11 protein-coding genes are annotated in these 15,292 nt (G+C 58.6%); 3 read left to right on the plus strand and 8 right to left on the minus strand.

The features are described from left to right. Positions 1 to 22 precede the first annotated feature (22 nt). The 3 genes from HCG46_RS18780 to HCG46_RS18790 all read right to left on the minus strand — a co-directional run bounded on the left by HCG46_RS18780 (position 23) and on the right by HCG46_RS18790 (position 4,502). Entirely contained in the window at positions 23 to 1,810 is a 1,788-nt protein-coding gene (locus HCG46_RS18780; RefSeq protein WP_168687050.1) for an ABC transporter ATP-binding protein, read from the minus strand. A 120-nt stretch (positions 1,811 to 1,930) separates the two neighbouring features. Continuing rightward, positions 1,931 to 3,712: an aspartate--tRNA ligase gene (gene aspS / locus HCG46_RS18785; RefSeq protein WP_023004026.1), complete on the minus strand. Its 1,782-nt coding sequence runs from the start codon at positions 3,710 to 3,712 to the stop codon at positions 1,931 to 1,933. 163 nt (positions 3,713 to 3,875) lie between these two features. Beyond that, positions 3,876 to 4,502 (minus strand): ParA family protein, encoded by a 627-nt coding sequence (locus HCG46_RS18790; protein ID WP_168687051.1) that lies wholly within the window; start codon positions 4,500 to 4,502, stop codon positions 3,876 to 3,878. A gap of 146 nt (positions 4,503 to 4,648) precedes the next feature. On the opposite strand from HCG46_RS18790, the gene rnd reads away from it, so the two are divergent. Next, positions 4,649 to 5,833, plus strand: a complete 1,185-nt coding sequence (gene rnd / locus HCG46_RS18795; protein ID WP_023004024.1) for a ribonuclease D — start codon at positions 4,649 to 4,651, stop codon at positions 5,831 to 5,833. 47 nt (positions 5,834 to 5,880) lie between these two features. On the opposite strand, the gene HCG46_RS18800 is transcribed toward rnd, so the two are convergent. The 4 genes from HCG46_RS18800 to HCG46_RS18815 form a co-directional block, all read right to left on the minus strand. Beyond that, positions 5,881 to 7,401 (minus strand): Ppx/GppA phosphatase family protein, encoded by a 1,521-nt coding sequence (locus HCG46_RS18800; protein WP_077290081.1) that lies wholly within the window; start codon positions 7,399 to 7,401, stop codon positions 5,881 to 5,883. Between the two features lies 1 nt (position 7,402). Next, positions 7,403 to 9,625, minus strand: a complete 2,223-nt coding sequence (locus HCG46_RS18805; protein ID WP_031270745.1) for an RNA degradosome polyphosphate kinase — start codon at positions 9,623 to 9,625, stop codon at positions 7,403 to 7,405. Between the two features lie 133 nt (positions 9,626 to 9,758). After that, positions 9,759 to 10,439, minus strand: a complete 681-nt coding sequence (locus tag HCG46_RS18810; RefSeq protein WP_055653703.1) for a DnaA/Hda family protein — start codon at positions 10,437 to 10,439, stop codon at positions 9,759 to 9,761. Positions 10,440 to 10,442: 3 nt separating this feature from the next. After that, the gene (locus HCG46_RS18815; RefSeq protein WP_023004020.1) at positions 10,443 to 11,540 is read right to left on the minus strand and encodes an AI-2E family transporter; all 1,098 of its coding nucleotides are present in this window, start codon (positions 11,538 to 11,540) and stop codon (positions 10,443 to 10,445) included. Between the two features lie 428 nt (positions 11,541 to 11,968). Between HCG46_RS18815 and purM the strand changes: the two genes are divergently transcribed. Next, entirely contained in the window at positions 11,969 to 13,045 is a 1,077-nt protein-coding gene (gene purM / locus HCG46_RS18820) for a phosphoribosylformylglycinamidine cyclo-ligase (RefSeq protein ID WP_055653699.1), read from the plus strand. Continuing rightward, positions 13,042 to 13,689, plus strand: coding sequence for a phosphoribosylglycinamide formyltransferase (gene purN, locus HCG46_RS18825; protein WP_168687052.1), 648 nt, complete (start codon positions 13,042 to 13,044; stop codon positions 13,687 to 13,689). The genes purM and purN overlap by 4 nt, the downstream gene beginning before the upstream one ends. Before the next feature lie 86 nt (positions 13,690 to 13,775). Here the strand turns inward: purN and HCG46_RS18830 are convergent, their stop codons facing one another. Next, positions 13,776 to 15,272, minus strand: a complete 1,497-nt coding sequence (locus tag HCG46_RS18830) for a phage tail sheath C-terminal domain-containing protein (protein WP_168687053.1) — start codon at positions 15,270 to 15,272, stop codon at positions 13,776 to 13,778. Positions 15,273 to 15,292 lie beyond the last annotated feature (20 nt).

Raw genomic sequence — 15,292 nt, forward strand, 5'->3', positions numbered from 1 at the left:
TTGTGCGTTTAAGAATGCAAGTTTACTCGGCTGCCTCGTTCCGGCTCTGAAACTGCAGTTCGCACAGGCGGCGATATATGCCGTCGTGCTCGAACAATTCGTCATGCGTGCCGCTTTCAAGGACGCGGCCCCTGTCCAGAACGAGTATCTTGTGCGCGTGGCGAACCGTGCTGAGCCGGTGGGCGATCACAAGTGTCGTGCGGCCTTCCATCAGTGTTTCGAGCGCGGATTGGATCTTGGCCTCGGATTCCGCGTCGAGAGCGGAGGTCGCCTCGTCCAGTAACAGGATCGGCGCATCAAGCAGCATGGCGCGCGCGATGGCAACCCGCTGACGCTGACCGCCGGACAACCGGCCGCCACCGTCGCCTGCCAACGTGTTGTAGCCTTCAGGCAATTCGAGGATGAAGTCATGGGCGTTTGCCGCCTTTGCCGCCGCCTCGATCTCTTCCTGCGTGGCATCGGGCCTGCCGATTGCGATGTTGTCGCGGATGCTGATGTTGAAGAGGTAGGAGTCCTGACTGACGTAGGCAATGTTACGGCGCAGGGAACTCATCGTCACCGATTTGATCGGCTGGCCGTCAACGCAGATCGTACCTTGCTGCGGATCGTAGAAACGCTCGATCAAGGCAAAGACCGTTGATTTCCCGGCACCGGATGCACCAACCAGTGCCGTTGTCTTGCCGCCCTCAGCCGTCAGGGTCAGCCCGTTCAGGGCAGCACCTTCGCCATAGGAGAACTTGACGTCCTTCAGTTCGATCTGCCCGCTATCGACCTTGAGGTCCGGTGCATTTTCGACCTGCTCCAGATCCGGCTGCTCGTCGATCAATTCGTACATCAGACGAACCCCGACCAGCGCCTTGCTGAGATTGACATTCAGGCGGGCCAGACGGCGCGCCGGATCATACGCAAGCAGCAGGGCGGTGATGAATGCAAAGAACGCGCCGGGATCCTTGCCCAGTTCCACCACCGAATATCCACCGTAGAAGATAACCAGTGCGATCGCGAACCCACCGAGGGATTCCATCAGCGGGGATGTCCGCGCCGTTAGCGCCGCAATCTTGTTGGACTGGCGCTCGACTTCAGAGACGGATGTCGCCATCCGCTGCTGCATCGTCTGCTCCATTCGGAATGCCTTGACGATGCGAATACCCAGCACGGTTTCCTGCAGGGTCGAGCCGATCTTGGCGTTCGAAACCACCTGCCGCTTGGCATAGGTCTTCACCCGCTTGACCAGAAAACTGACACCGACGACGATCGGCGGCATGATCACCAGTGCGAGCAGGCTCATCAGGGGATCCTGGACAATCATCACGCCGACGAGACCGATCAGGGTCAGAATATCCCGGCCAAGGCTGAGCACGATCATGTCGATGACCGAACGGGCACTGCCAGCACCCGTGTTCACGCGAATGCCCAGTTCCGGCAGGGACATCCGGTCGTAATAGGCCTGGTCCTGCATGGTCAGCCGCTTGAACAAGCGGTTCTGAAGGTCGGCAACAATCGCATTGCCTACCCTTGAGAGAACGACCATCTGACCGTAGGTCGAAGCGCCCTTGAGGGTGAAGATGCAGATGACTGCTCCGGCGATGACATAGATCATCGCCTTGTCGCGGTTGATGAACACCTCGTTGATGACATCCTTCATGATCCAGGCACTTGCGGCAGTCGTCGCCGCTACCATGCCCATGAAAACGAAGGCCACCATGTAGCGTGGTATGTAGGCCCGGAGATTTTCGCTCAACAGGCGCTTGATGACTTGGACCGTGCCATCCGGATCGTTCCAGATCTCCCATTTTGCAGGGTTGAGCACTGTAAGCCGCCTTTCCAAAAACTCGCTAAGCTTAGCATGACTGAGGCCGGCTAGGCCGGCCTCAAGCCTCTGTTGCAGAGGGTTATCCCTATTTAACGGTTACCCGCAAGTAGGTTGTTATCAGGCGTCCGGCAAGTTCAGACGCAAATGCAGATCGCGAAGCTGAGCCGATGTCGCTTCGCTCGGTGCGCCCATCATCAGGTCTTCCGCCTTCTGGTTCATCGGGAAGAGCATGACTTCACGGATGTTGGCTTCATCAGCCATCAGCATGACCATGCGGTCGATGCCGGCCGCGCAGCCGCCATGCGGAGGAGCGCCATACTGGAATGCATTGACCATGCCGCCGAAGCGCTTGTCGACTTCCTCAGCCGGATAGCCAGCAATTTCGAAAGCCTTGTACATGATCTCCGGCTTGTGGTTCCGGATCGCGCCGGAAACCAGCTCGTGACCGTTGCAGGCCAGATCGTACTGATAACCGCGAACTTCCAGAGGATCGCCTTCCAAAGCTTCCATTCCGCCCTGAGGCATGGAGAACGGGTTGTGTTCGAAATCGATCTCACCGGTTTCCTCGTCGCGCTCGTAGATCGGGAAATCCACGATCCAGGCAAATTCGAACCGGTCCTTGTCGGTATGGCCGAGCTCTTCGCCGATGATGACACGGGCCTTGCCTGCGACCGGCTCGAACTGCTTCGGCTTGCCGCCGAGGAAGAAGGCCGCATCACCGACGTCGAGACCCAGCTGGGTGCGGATCGCTTCGGTGCGCTCCGGACCAATGTTCTTGGCCAGCGGACCGGCAGCTTCCATGGAACCGTCTTCAGCCTTGCGCCAGAAGATGTAGCCCATGCCCGGCAGGCCCTGCTCCTGGGCGAACTTGTTCATGCGGTCGCAGAACTTGCGGCTTCCACCCTTCGGTGCCGGGATAGCGCGGATCTCGGTGCCCGGCTGCTCCAGCAGCTTGGCAAAGATTGCAAAACCGGATCCTGCAAAATGCTCGGAGACGATTTCCATCTTGATCGGGTTTCTGAGGTCCGGCTTGTCGGTGCCGTACCAGAGCGCTGAATCCTTGTAGGAAATCTGCGGCCAGTCGCGGTTGACCGGACGGCCGTTGCCGAAACGCTCGAAGCAGCCTGCAATCACCGGCTCGATGGTATCGAACACGTCCTGCTGGGTGACGAAGGACATTTCCATGTCGAGCTGGTAGAAGTCGGTCGGTGAACGATCGGCACGCGGGTCTTCATCGCGGAAACACGGCGCGATCTGGAAGTACTTGTCGAAGCCGGAGACCATCAGCAGCTGCTTGAACTGCTGCGGGGCCTGCGGCAGGGCGTAGAACTTGCCGGGGTGCAGACGAGACGGAACCAGGAAGTCACGCGCGCCCTCAGGGGAAGAGGCCGTGATGATCGGCGTCTGGAATTCGTTGAATCCGATGTTCCACATGCGGTCACGCAGATCGCGCACAACGTTGGAGCGCAGGATCATGTTCTGGTGCAGCTTCTCGCGGCGCAGATCCAGGAAACGGTACTTCAGACGAACTTCTTCCGGATAGTCCAGATCACCGAAGACCGGCAGCGGCAGTTCCTTCGCCGCACCCAGGATTTCCATCTCGCGGATGAAGACTTCAATGTCACCGGTCGGAAGTTCGGCGTTGATGGTTTCGTCAGTACGCTTCTTCACGTTGCCGTCGATGCGGATACACCATTCGGAACGCACGGTTTCGGCCAGTTTGAAGGCCGCAGAGTCGGGGTCGACCACGCATTGGGTGACACCGTAATGATCGCGCAGATCGATGAACAGCACCCCGCCATGATCGCGGACCCTGTGGACCCAGCCGGAAAGACGGATAGTCTGGCCTTCGTCGGACAGACGGAGGTCACCGCATGTGTGACTACGGTAGGGGTGCATTCTAATTCCTCGACATTTTTCTTGGCATAGAAAATCGTTACGGCCCGCTGGAGGCAGGCCGAGTCCGGCTGCACAATCCATGTTGCGGGACGAAAGTCAAGGGAAAGGCTTGCGGTAGACTTGCCTCTCCCCTTTTGAACGCGAAACGGTTCGGAAATTTCTCTCAGGCGTCGACTGCTTGCAACAGTGGATGCCACTGGCCGCGGATCTCGTGGGAACTGGCATCGGAATAGTCGAAAACGCCAGACCCGGCTGCGGCATGGCGGGCATATATCACCCGATCAGAAATCCGGGCAAGCAGCGGATAGCCCTTCTTGGCGAGCAACTGCTCCAGATCGGCAACCTGGTTTGACCGGCGATCGATCCGGTTTGCGACCACGTGAATATCGGCCTTGCCCTTGCGCACGCGCTTGATATCGGAAATGCCGTCGAGAAACTTCAAGGTGGCGTCCCAGTCGAAGGCTGATGCAAGCACCGGAACAATGATATCGGACGACTCCGCGATCAGGTTCTTGGCCAGCTCCGATCGAAGCCCGCCGGGTCCGTCGATGACAATGGCGTCCAGATGCTTGTCCTTGTCACCGATAGCGTCCTCCTTGCTCCAGTTGAGACCTTCGATCTGCGCCAGGCCCTTTGGGCGGCGCTTGACCCAGGAAAGGCTCGACTTCTGGCGGTCCGCATCGGCAAGTGCAACATCTTCGCCACGAGCGGCGAGCGCAACGGCAAGATTCGTGGCGAGGGTCGTCTTGCCGCAACCGCCCTTTGAATTCACCACCAGTATCTTGCGCATTTCCACTCCCCTGTGTGTTCTTTTGCGGACGCTCGCTTAAGCTTCAACATAGGCGCACAAAATGCGCCTTTTCAAGAGCTTCAAGCGCGAAAATTACCATTTCGTGGCGACAAAGCGGCAGAACTCGGGTATAGCTGTCCGTCACCATGCATGTGATTACAAAAACAAAAGATCTCGCCGCTGCGTGCCAGCGTCTTGCCGCTCATGATTACGTGACTGTCGACACGGAGTTTCTCCGTGAGACAACCTTTTGGCCCAAGCTCTGCGTCATCCAGATGGCAGGGCCTGACATGGCCTTCATCGTCGATGCCCTGTCCGAAGGGCTGGACCTTGAGCCCTTTTTCGAGCTTATGCGCGACGGCAATGTGACAAAAGTTTTTCACGCTGCCCGCCAGGACATCGAAATCATCTATCATCTGGGAGAACTTATCCCGGCCCCGCTGTTCGACACTCAAGTCGCGGCCATGGTTTGCGGCTTTGGTGATTCCATTTCCTACGACCAGCTTGTCTACAAGGTGACCGGTGCCCGGATCGACAAGTCGTCCCGCTTCACCGACTGGGCCCGCAGGCCGCTGACGGCAAAGCAACTGGATTATGCGCTTGCGGACGTCACGCATCTGCGTGACGCCTATCAGTTCCTGAAAGCGAATCTCGCCGAACAGGACCGCAGCCACTGGGTTCAGGACGAAATGCAGGTGCTGACATCCATCAACACCTACCGTACGGATCCCGAACAGGCCTGGAAACGGCTGAAGCTTCGGGTGCGCAAGCCGGTTGAACTGGCCGTAATGATGGAAGTTGCAGCCTGGCGCGAACGGGAAGCGCAATCACGCGACGTTCCGCGCAGCCGCGTCATCAAGGACGATGCCATCTATGAGCTCGCAGCTCAGCAGCCTCAGGACGCAGAATCGCTCGCGCGCCTCAGGACCATTCCGCGCGGTTTCGAGCGTTCAAAGTCCGCAGACGAGATCCTGAAAGCCGTCAGACGGGCCGTTTCGCTTCCCAAGAACGAAATGCCGAAACTGCCGAAAGGTCGACAGGCACCGGATGGTTCAGCGGCCGCTGTCGATCTCTTGAAGGTTCTTCTGAAACTTGTTAGCGAAGCACATGGCGTTGCTGCCAAGGTCATAGCCACGGTGGATGATCTAGAAAAGATTGCCGCGGATGATGCTGCCGATGTGGCAGCCATGAAGGGCTGGCGGCGCGAGCTTTTCGGCGAAACCGCGCTCAAGCTGAAGCGCGGTGAAGTCGCCCTCGCCTTCCAGGATCGTCAGATCGTCGCGATTGATCAGCCGCGGCAGGCGAACGTTGAATCGGAAGCGGCAGAGTAAACTCTGCCGCCTGCCTTCTCAGTCTCGGTTCCGCAGCACCCCAGAAATCAGCCGGCGTTTACAGCAACATCGACATCGATGACCTTGCTGAGCTGGTTCGCGCGCTTGCGCAGGCGTTCACCGTCGAGGTCGGCAAGATCCTTGCCGAGATCGAGCGACAACCCTGTTTCCGATTTGGTGATGCCGACCTTCGGCAACATGCCGGCAATGGAAGCACTCAAAAGAGACGCCACCCGCATGGTCGCGCCAAGAACCTTGGCGCGGATGCGCAGACGGTCGGTAAACAGCTCCCGGATGACCGGCGAAAGATCGCCCTCGCGCAAACCCTGGTGGCGATAGAAAACGGCTGCCGCAAGATAAGCGCGACTGGCATGATCCAGCCCGACGAAAGATGCGTTCGAAATGATATTGAGGCTCTGCTCGCCGCGATAATCGGGATGGGCGCGCCAGCCGATGTCGGAGAGAAGACACGCTGCGTGGCGAAGCCGAGTCTCATTGGCGGTTTCCTCGATGCCAAGTTCCTTGAACAGCTTGTCCGTCCAGACAATCAGCTCCTCCGCGTGCGCAGGTGAGCGCGCACGCAGCGTGCACAGTTCGCGCGCAGCTTCAATCACCGGGTCATGAGCCTGCATTTCCAAAGGTAGCTTTTCATGGAGCAGGCCTTCACGAACACCGGTTGCGGAAAAGACCAGGCGCTCCGCCTTCATCGACGTCAGCACCTGTTCCAGGACGACCGCACCGATCGGCACCAGAGGACGGCGCTGTTTGGAAACGATCTCCGCCAGTTCCACCCCTTCAAGGTTCGGAATGGCGATACGCTTGCAGAAGGCAATCGCCTCTTCCGCACTGATTTCATAATTGTGCATCACGTGCAGCGGATAATTGTTCTGCATCAGATGCAGACGGCCCAGCGACCGCCACGTGCCGCCAACGGCATAGAATGTCCGTTCACCGGGAGCAAGGTCAGGCCACTGAAAGTCCTTGAGAGCCGCTTCGGTGATCTTCTGCGCCTTGGCGATCTTGCCTTCGGCCTCTTCCGAAAGCCGCAGCCCGCCAAGGGGGAACGTCGCTCCCGTGCCAGGCTTGTTGTCGGCAATTTCCACCAGCTCCAGACTGCCGCCACCCATGTCGCCGACAATGCCGCGCGGCTGCCAGAACCCGGCAATCACACCAAGAGCGGAATAATAGGCCTCTTCATTGCCATCGAGGATACGAACCGGAGCCTCCAGAAACCGTTCGACCTCACGCACGAAATCAGGCCCGTTTTCCGCATCGCGCGCCGCAGCCGTCGCCACGATGTAGATGTCCTGGCAGCCGGTATGCTTGATCAGGGTCTTGAAGCGGGTCAGTTCACCGAGAGCCAGGCTGACGGAATCGTCGGCCAGACGGCCGGTCGCCGCAATGCCCTTGCCAAGCCCTGCCAGCAGTTTTTCGTTGAACAGCATGGTCGGTGTGCGGGCCTTGCGTTCGTAAATCACGAGGCGCACGGAGTTGGAGCCGATGTCCACGACTGCGACAGGTCCGGACCCGTTGAGCCGGCCACGTGCCGGATGAAACTCAGCAGTCATGCTAACCTCGTTTTTGCCGTTCCAGGAACGGCCTCGGCCGATCGCTCTTCAATGATTTGCCTCTGCCGGAAAGCGAGGGGTTCGTCATGAAATACTGGTGCGCATTGAAGGGTTCCTCATTGGCGTTCGGAACGATGCGCTCATGGCTGCCGTCCGACAGAATGCGCCAGCTTTGCTGGTTGTCCTTCAGGTTGGCCACCATGATCTGGTCCAGAACCTGTTCGTGCACGGTCGGTGTCTTGAGCGGTGCCAGGACCTCGACCCGCCGGTCGATGTTACGCGGCATCAGATCAGCTGAACCGATATAGACGTGAGCCTCGGGAGACGGCAGCCCCTGGCCGTTGCCAAAGCAGTAGATGCGAGAATGCTCCAGGAAACGTCCGACAATGGATTTCACCCGAATATTGTCGGACAGACCCGGAATGCCCGGACGCAGGCAGCAAATGCCGCGAATGATCAGATCGATCTGCACGCCTGCCTGGCTTGCGCGATAAAGGGCATCGATGATCGCCGGATCCACGAGGGAATTCATCTTCCACCAGATCTGCGCGGGGCGGCCTGCGCGGGCGTGCTCGATCTCGTTCTCGGTCATTTCCAGCATGCGCTGACGCAGGTTGACCGGAGACACCATGAGGTTGTTCAGTTCCGCCGGTTGAGCGTAACCGGTGATGAAGTTGAACACCCGGGCCGCATCCTCGGCAATGCCGGGATCATCGGTGAAAAAGGAAAGATCCTCGTATATCCGCGCCGTGATCGGGTGATAGTTTCCTGTCCCGATGTGGCAATAGGTCTTGAGCTGACCGTGCTCGCGCTTGATGACCATGGAGAGCTTGGAGTGCGTTTTCAGCTCGATGAAGCCGAAGACCACCTGCACGCCAGCCCGCTCCAGATCGCGCGCCCACTTGATATTCGCTTCCTCGTCGAACCTTGCCTTGAGCTCCACCAGTGCGGTAACGGATTTGCCGGCTTCGGCCGCCTCAGCCAAAGCCTTCACGATGGGGCTGTCGTTGGAGGTACGATAGAGCGTCTGCTTAATCGCCACCACATCCGGATCACGCGCAGCCTGCCGCAGATACTGAACCACCACGTCGAAGGATTCATACGGGTGGTGGACGATGATGTCCTTCTGGTGGATCGCCGCCAGACAGTCACCGCCATGTTCGCGAATGCGCTCCGGAAAGCGGGCGGTATAGGGCTGGAACTTCAGGTCAGGCCGCTCGAGGTCAACAATCTGGGACAGGTTGTTGAGCGCAAGCAAGCCGTTTGCAAGGAAGATCTCGCTTTGCCCGACATGCAGCGCCTCGCCCACGAACTCACGCAGCGCCGGTGGTGTGGTTTCCTGGATTTCCAGACGGATCACCGAGCCCCGGCGGCGGCGGCGCAAAGCGCTCTCGAACAGACGAACGAGGTCTTCCGCTTCTTCTTCGATTTCAAGATCGCTGTCACGAATGACGCGGAACGCCCCCTTGCCCCGGATCTCGTAGCCTGGAAACAAGCGCCCGATGAAGAGGCTGACGACTTTCTCGATTGCGATGAACCGGGCGGCGCCATCTTCGCCGTTTGGCAATTGAACGAAGCGATCAACCTGGCTCGGAATTCTGAGCAGAGCAATCATGCCGCGCCCACCGGAAGTTGGCGCCAGTTCAAAGACGATGGAAAAGCCAAGGTTCGGAATGAACGGGAACGGATGCGCCGGATCGATGGCAAGCGGCGTCAGAACCGGGAAGACATAAGCAAGGAAATAGTCTTGCAGCCAGGCCTTGTCCGCCTGGTCAAGCGTGTCGCCTTGCGGGATCTCGATCCCCTTGTCGGCAATCTCCCGGCGCAGTTCCACCCAGATCTTCTGCTGAGACGCCTGGAGATCACGCACTGCTTCGCTGATCTTCTGAAGCTGTTCGGTCGGCGTCAGGCCGTCGTCGGACAGATTGGTAACGTCGGCCCGTTGCTGGCCACGCAGGCCGGCCACGCGCACCATGAAAAATTCGTCGAGATTGTTGGCGGAGATCGACAGGAACCGAACGCGCTCAAGCAGCGGATGGTTCGGGTTCATGGCTTCTTCCAGAACCCGGAGATTGAACTGGAGCCAGGACAGCTCCCGGTTCATGAACCTGGCCGGAGATGTAGCCAGCTCACCTTCCGGTGTCAGTTCCGGCACGGTTCCCTTTGCATCGGAAGCAACGGTGGAGGCAGGCAGAATGTCCGAAAGATCAGGGGCTTCGTTCATGGCATCATCCCTTGTTCCGCGCAGCTTCCGCTTCAATCCGGCAAAACCGGGCACGCCCATTCTGCCTCAACGCCGCCGTGACTAACATGAACTTCTGAGCGGGCAAATGACAGTCCTGTGGCAGCATTGGCGATTATTGGCCTTTATGCACATTTTCCAAGACCCGCCCGGCAAGTGGTTTCGTGATCTTGACCCGCCCGGCAAGAGCCTCCTGATCGATCGCCTCGACGGCGCGCATGGCGACTTCGAGCGAACGTTCCATTCGCACCACAAGATAGTCGACGACACCTTGATCGACCGCAATCTGCCGGTCGGCAAACAACTTCACCAGAACACGGCGAAGGAGATCATCGTCCGGCTCCAGAATTTCGACAGGAGTGGCCGCGCGCAGGCGGGACTGCAGATCCGGAAGGGAAATTTTCCAGCTGGCAGGCCAGGTGCGGCTGGTGATGAGCACCGTCTTGCCCGCCTGACGCGCCGCGTTGAGAAGGTGGAACAGGGCCGTGTTGTCGATGCCCAGGTGCGCATCCTCGATCACGGCAGCGGGTGCGGCAACGAGGGTTTCCACGGACTGCGGATCGAGCTTGGAAGCAGCCAGAACAGCAGCGCCGGTCTCATCCTGAAAGGCCTGGACAAGATGGGTTTTTCCCGCGCCGACGGGGCCTGCAAGGACAACGACCGGAGAAGGCCAATCCGGCCAGCGTTCCAGCAATTCGAACGCAGCCCGGTTGGAGCCTCCAACCAGATAGTCGTCACGGCTCAAGGCCGCTTCATGCGGCAATTCCAAAGGCAACTGGCGCGGTGTTTCCACCATTTTCTACTCTGATACCTGTTCTTCTTGCCCCGATACGGGATGATCGGTTCCCCGATAGACCGGGCTTGCGAGATACTGCTTCAGGGCAAAGCGTGCAAGCACGCCGATCATCGCGGCGGCGGGAACCGCGATCAGCATCCCCACAAATCCAAAGAGATATCCAAAGGCAAACAAGGCAAACATAAGCGTAACAGGATGCAGGCCCGTGCTTTCGCCAACAAGTTTGGGCTGCAGGATATTGCCCTCCAGAAACTGACCGACGCCAAAGATCGCGGCAACTGCGATAATCCAGGGCCATTCCGGCCAGAATTGGACAAGCGCCACCCCGATGGACAGGACAAGCCCCAACCCGGCCCCGACGAAGGGAATGAAACTGACGAGACCAGCCACCATTCCGATCAGGAGACCGAAGTTCAGCCCGATCAGCGCCAGAGAAACAGCATAAAACGATCCCAGGATAAGACAGACCGACACCTGCCCGCGAACGAAACCGGCAACAGCCTGATCCATTTCCTTTGCAAGGCCGCGGATTTCTGCCAGATGATCACGCGGCAGCCAGCTGTCGATACGCGCGACCATGCGGTCCCAGTCGAGCAAAAGATAGAATGCAACGACCGGTGTAATGACGAAGAGCGACAGGATCGACAGCAACGCCTGACCGCCGCTCCAGAGTGACTGGGCCAGCTTGCCGACGAAAGAAGCCCCCTGCCCGATGAGATTGGACATGGAGGACTGGAGGTCTTCCGCATTGATGCCCGCAACGGACGCCAGATCGGCCGGAAAGTTATCCGACAGCAATGCCTGCAGCTTGCGGATCAGCTCCGGGAACTTTTCCAGGAAAAGGGCAAGCTGATTGCCCAACAGTGGCAGAAGCAGGATGAAGAACATCACGAGGATGAGGACGAAGGCGAACAGGATTGTCAGCGTCGCCCACATCCGCCCCATGCCCAGCTTTTCCAGCCGGTCGCAAACCGGATCCAGCAGATAGGCCACCGCCATGCCAGCAACGAAAGGGAGAAGTACGCTGGAGAAGACATATAGAAACAGGCAAAGAACAACCAGGGAAATCAGCCAGAACTGGACCTGACGGCGAAGGGTCATGTATGGCGCTCCTCGGTTGTGCCGGTGCGTAGGAATGGCTTTCTTCCGGACATGGAATTAAACCCCGCCTCCGGTCAAGTCCAGAAGAAGTCGGCTTTTCGCGGCATTGGCCCATCAAGGAGCCAATTCTGCCTCGTGAGGCAAAGCCTATGACCACGGTTTCAAACAGGCCAGCAACACCGATTTCCGGCAACAGACTGTCTGCAGCCCGTTTGCGCTGAAGGGTGATCCGGATGCTCCATGACCTCTTTTTTCGCCGGCAATGCACTTTGAGCCATTCAAATCGGCCTGGTTTTGAAGAAAAATGCGGAAGTTGGCCTGCCATCTGTTCTTAAGCCCTGCGCAGAACCGCTCGCCTCTTGTGTTCCTTGGCGGCAGACTGTAATCCGCACTGGCACAGCCAACCGCACGCAGTCTCGGAGTGCCCCATGAGCGAATCCTCTGGTCCCAACGGCCTGACCTATGCCGATGCTGGTGTCGATATCGACGCCGGAAACGAACTGGTGAACCGCATCAAGCCGCTGGTCAAGGCAACTTCCCGCCCCGGGGCCGACAGCGATATCGGCGGTTTCGGTGGTCTTTTTGACCTCAAGGGCGCTGGGTTTCAGGACCCGATCCTTGTTGCCGCCAATGACGGCGTCGGTACCAAGTTGAAGATTGCGATTGAAACCGGCCAGCACCGCACTGTGGGCATCGACCTTGTTGCGATGTGTGTCAACGATCTGGTGGTCCAGGGCGCTGAACCGCTGTTCTTCCTCGACTATTTCGCGACCGGCGCGCTGGATGTGACCACTGCAACGGATGTGGTTGCCGGCATTGCAGACGGCTGCAAGATGGCAGGCGCCGCGCTGATCGGCGGCGAGACAGCTGAAATGCCGGGCATGTATGTGGAAGGCGACTACGATCTGGCAGGCTTCTCCGTCGGCGCCGTGGAACGCGGCGGGATCCTGCCGCGCCCGGACGTTGCCGCTGGTGATGTGCTGCTTGCTCTGGCCTCCTCCGGCGTTCATTCCAACGGCTATTCCATGGTGCGCAAGATCATCGAACTGTCCGGTATGAACTGGTCGGATGCGGCACCGTTTGCAGCCGGCAAGACACTGGGCGAAGCCCTGATGGAACCGACCAGGATTTACGTCAAACCGCTGCTGGCCGCACTGAAGGAAACCTCCGGCATCAAGGCGCTTGCCCACATCACCGGTGGTGGCCTGCCGGAAAACCTGCCGCGCGTCCTGCCGAAGAATTGCTCCGCTCGCATCGATCTTGGCCAGATCAGCGTTCCGCCGGTGTTCGGCTGGCTCGCGAAATCGGGCGGCGTTGCCGAGAAGGAAATGCTGCGCACGTTCAACTGCGGCACCGGGATGGTGATTGTCGTGTCTGCGGACCAGGCCGATGCGGTTGCCGACGTCCTGCGCAATGCCGGTGAAACGGTCAGCAAGATCGGCGTCATCGAAGCTGAAGGCGCTGCACCGGTGCTGTTTGACGGTAGCCTGGACCTTGGCGCATGAGCCGCAAGAAGACTGCCATCCTGATCTCAGGACGCGGCTCCAACATGGGCGCGCTGATTTCCGCGGCAATGTCTCCCGACTATCCCGCCGAAATCACGCTTGTCCTGTCCAACCGGCCTGACGCCAAGGGACTGGAACGGGCCGCTGAGCTGGGCATTGCAACGGCAGTTGTCGACCACAAGGACCATGCGGGTGATCGGGAAGCGTTCGAAAAATCGGTAGATGCCGTTTTGAAGGACCACAAGATCGACCTGGTCGCCCTTGCCGGTTTCATGCGTATTCTGACGCCCTACCTTGTCAATGCCTGGGCGGGCAGGATGATCAACATCCATCCGGCTCTCCTACCCTCTTTCAAAGGCCTTGCCACACATGAGCGGGCCTTGCAGGAAGGTGTCAAGTTGCATGGTGCCACCGTGCATTATGTGTCTGCTGAAATGGACGATGGTCCGATCATCATGCAGGGAGCCGTACCGGTTCTGGACAATGACACCCCTGACACGTTGGCTGCCCGTGTGCTGGACGTTGAACACCAGATCTACCCCAAGGCTCTTTCCATGGTTGCCAGTGGCAAGGCCAAGGTGTCGGGAGCACGGGTAACCGGCAGCGGCAACAGCGACGAGACGGAAACGCTCATCTGGCCGTAGGCCGGACGGCTTTTCTCGCTTGCAGCAAAACGATCGCAGATTTTTCAGACCGATCCTGACGCGCCAAATGGATCGGTTTCCTCTGGCTAGCCTTTTCGCACCTTCTGCTGGAACGACAGGACAATGAATTCCGCCGGCCGCAAGAGCGAAACCTTCACCACGACGTTCATGCAACCGGCCTGAACATCGGCGCCCGTCATCGTCGTCCCAAGGCCGACTTCGACACCGTAGGCATCTTCCGACGAAGCGCCCGCGAGAGCCCCTTGTTTCCATAGCCCGTTCAGGAAATTTTCGATCACCGATTTCACCATAAGCCAGGTCGGAGCGGTGTTTGGCGCAAAGACAAAAGGATCCAGCGCCGCCTTGATCGATTGTTCCAGCATGATTGCGGTTCGGCGGATATTCACATAGCGCCATTCCGAGCTGTTACCGTCCAGCGTGCGTGCTCCCCACACCACATTACCTCGCTCGGGAAACGACCGGATCGCGTTCACGGCTTTTCCGTCCAACGGAGTGTTCAGGTCTTCCTGCTCAGCATCGGAAATAGATACGCAAGGCGATACGACTGAATTGAGGCTGAGATTTGCAGGCGCTTTCCAGACACCTTCCTGGGCGTCTGTCGCTGCATATGCACCTGCCAACGCGCCTGACGGAGGCATGACACTTACTGCTTTTACAGCTTGCGAGAGAAGCTCGTTGTAGCGCTTTGAAAGACCCCGCATGATCTTGTGAGTAGTGCATTTCTCCTCTTCGGAGATGTCGTCGCCCTCCAGTGATTTCACCGCCTTATCGAAAGCGGCTTTCCGGGCCTCATTGGCCTGAATGGCAGTCTCCTGGCCAACATGTTCGAAGAAGGCCTTGCGCGTACCAGCCGAAACATTTTCAAAGGTCATCGACCCCGCACCGAAGTGAGACGTATTCAACCAGGGATAATAGGCGGCAGCAAAGCTCATATCTTCCGCTGCGAGCAAGGTTCGCAGGCCGCTTTTTCCCGAGATCACGTCGTTCTCGTCCAAAGTTCGCGCCCTGTTCCCATCGAACACGTCGACAATGGCGAAACGGTTTTGCAAGTCTGTACAATGGGCAAGGCATCTATTGCTGACGGTCTTGTAATCTTCTGACGACAACAACACCGCGTCGGGTATCACGATAACCGACGGCTCCTGCAGCTTGGCGAGCTCTCGCCAGACAGGTTCACCGAAATCCTCCACGGACTTGGTGAGAACGGGCTCTCCCGCGCCGTAACATCCAACCGACAAGATCCAGCAACCATGTCCTCCATTTTCGAAGAAAAGTCCCATGGCCGCATGCAAATTGAAGCGGCTTGCTTCCTCCAGGACCAGAGCCGGCTTGCCATCCTGCAGGTCGAAGTCGAAACGAAACATGGGCCCCACGCCGAAACGGGCCTCGAATTCCGACATCGAGGAGATCCGCACCGGAATGCCGGTCACATCCTTGCCATCCACAATTGCTGTTTCTGTGTAGCCGACAAAGACCGCAACGCTCGTCGGGACCTGCACGACCGTGTTTGGGAAGGAGTTCAGCTCGGTGACATAAACACCCGGGGCCTCATACTTCTTCATTGCTCTCTTCCTCGTAGCGC

Origin of the sequence: Labrenzia sp. PO1 (genome assembly GCF_012273635.1) — a bacterium.
GTDB lineage: Bacteria > Pseudomonadota > Alphaproteobacteria > Rhizobiales > Stappiaceae > Roseibium > Roseibium algicola.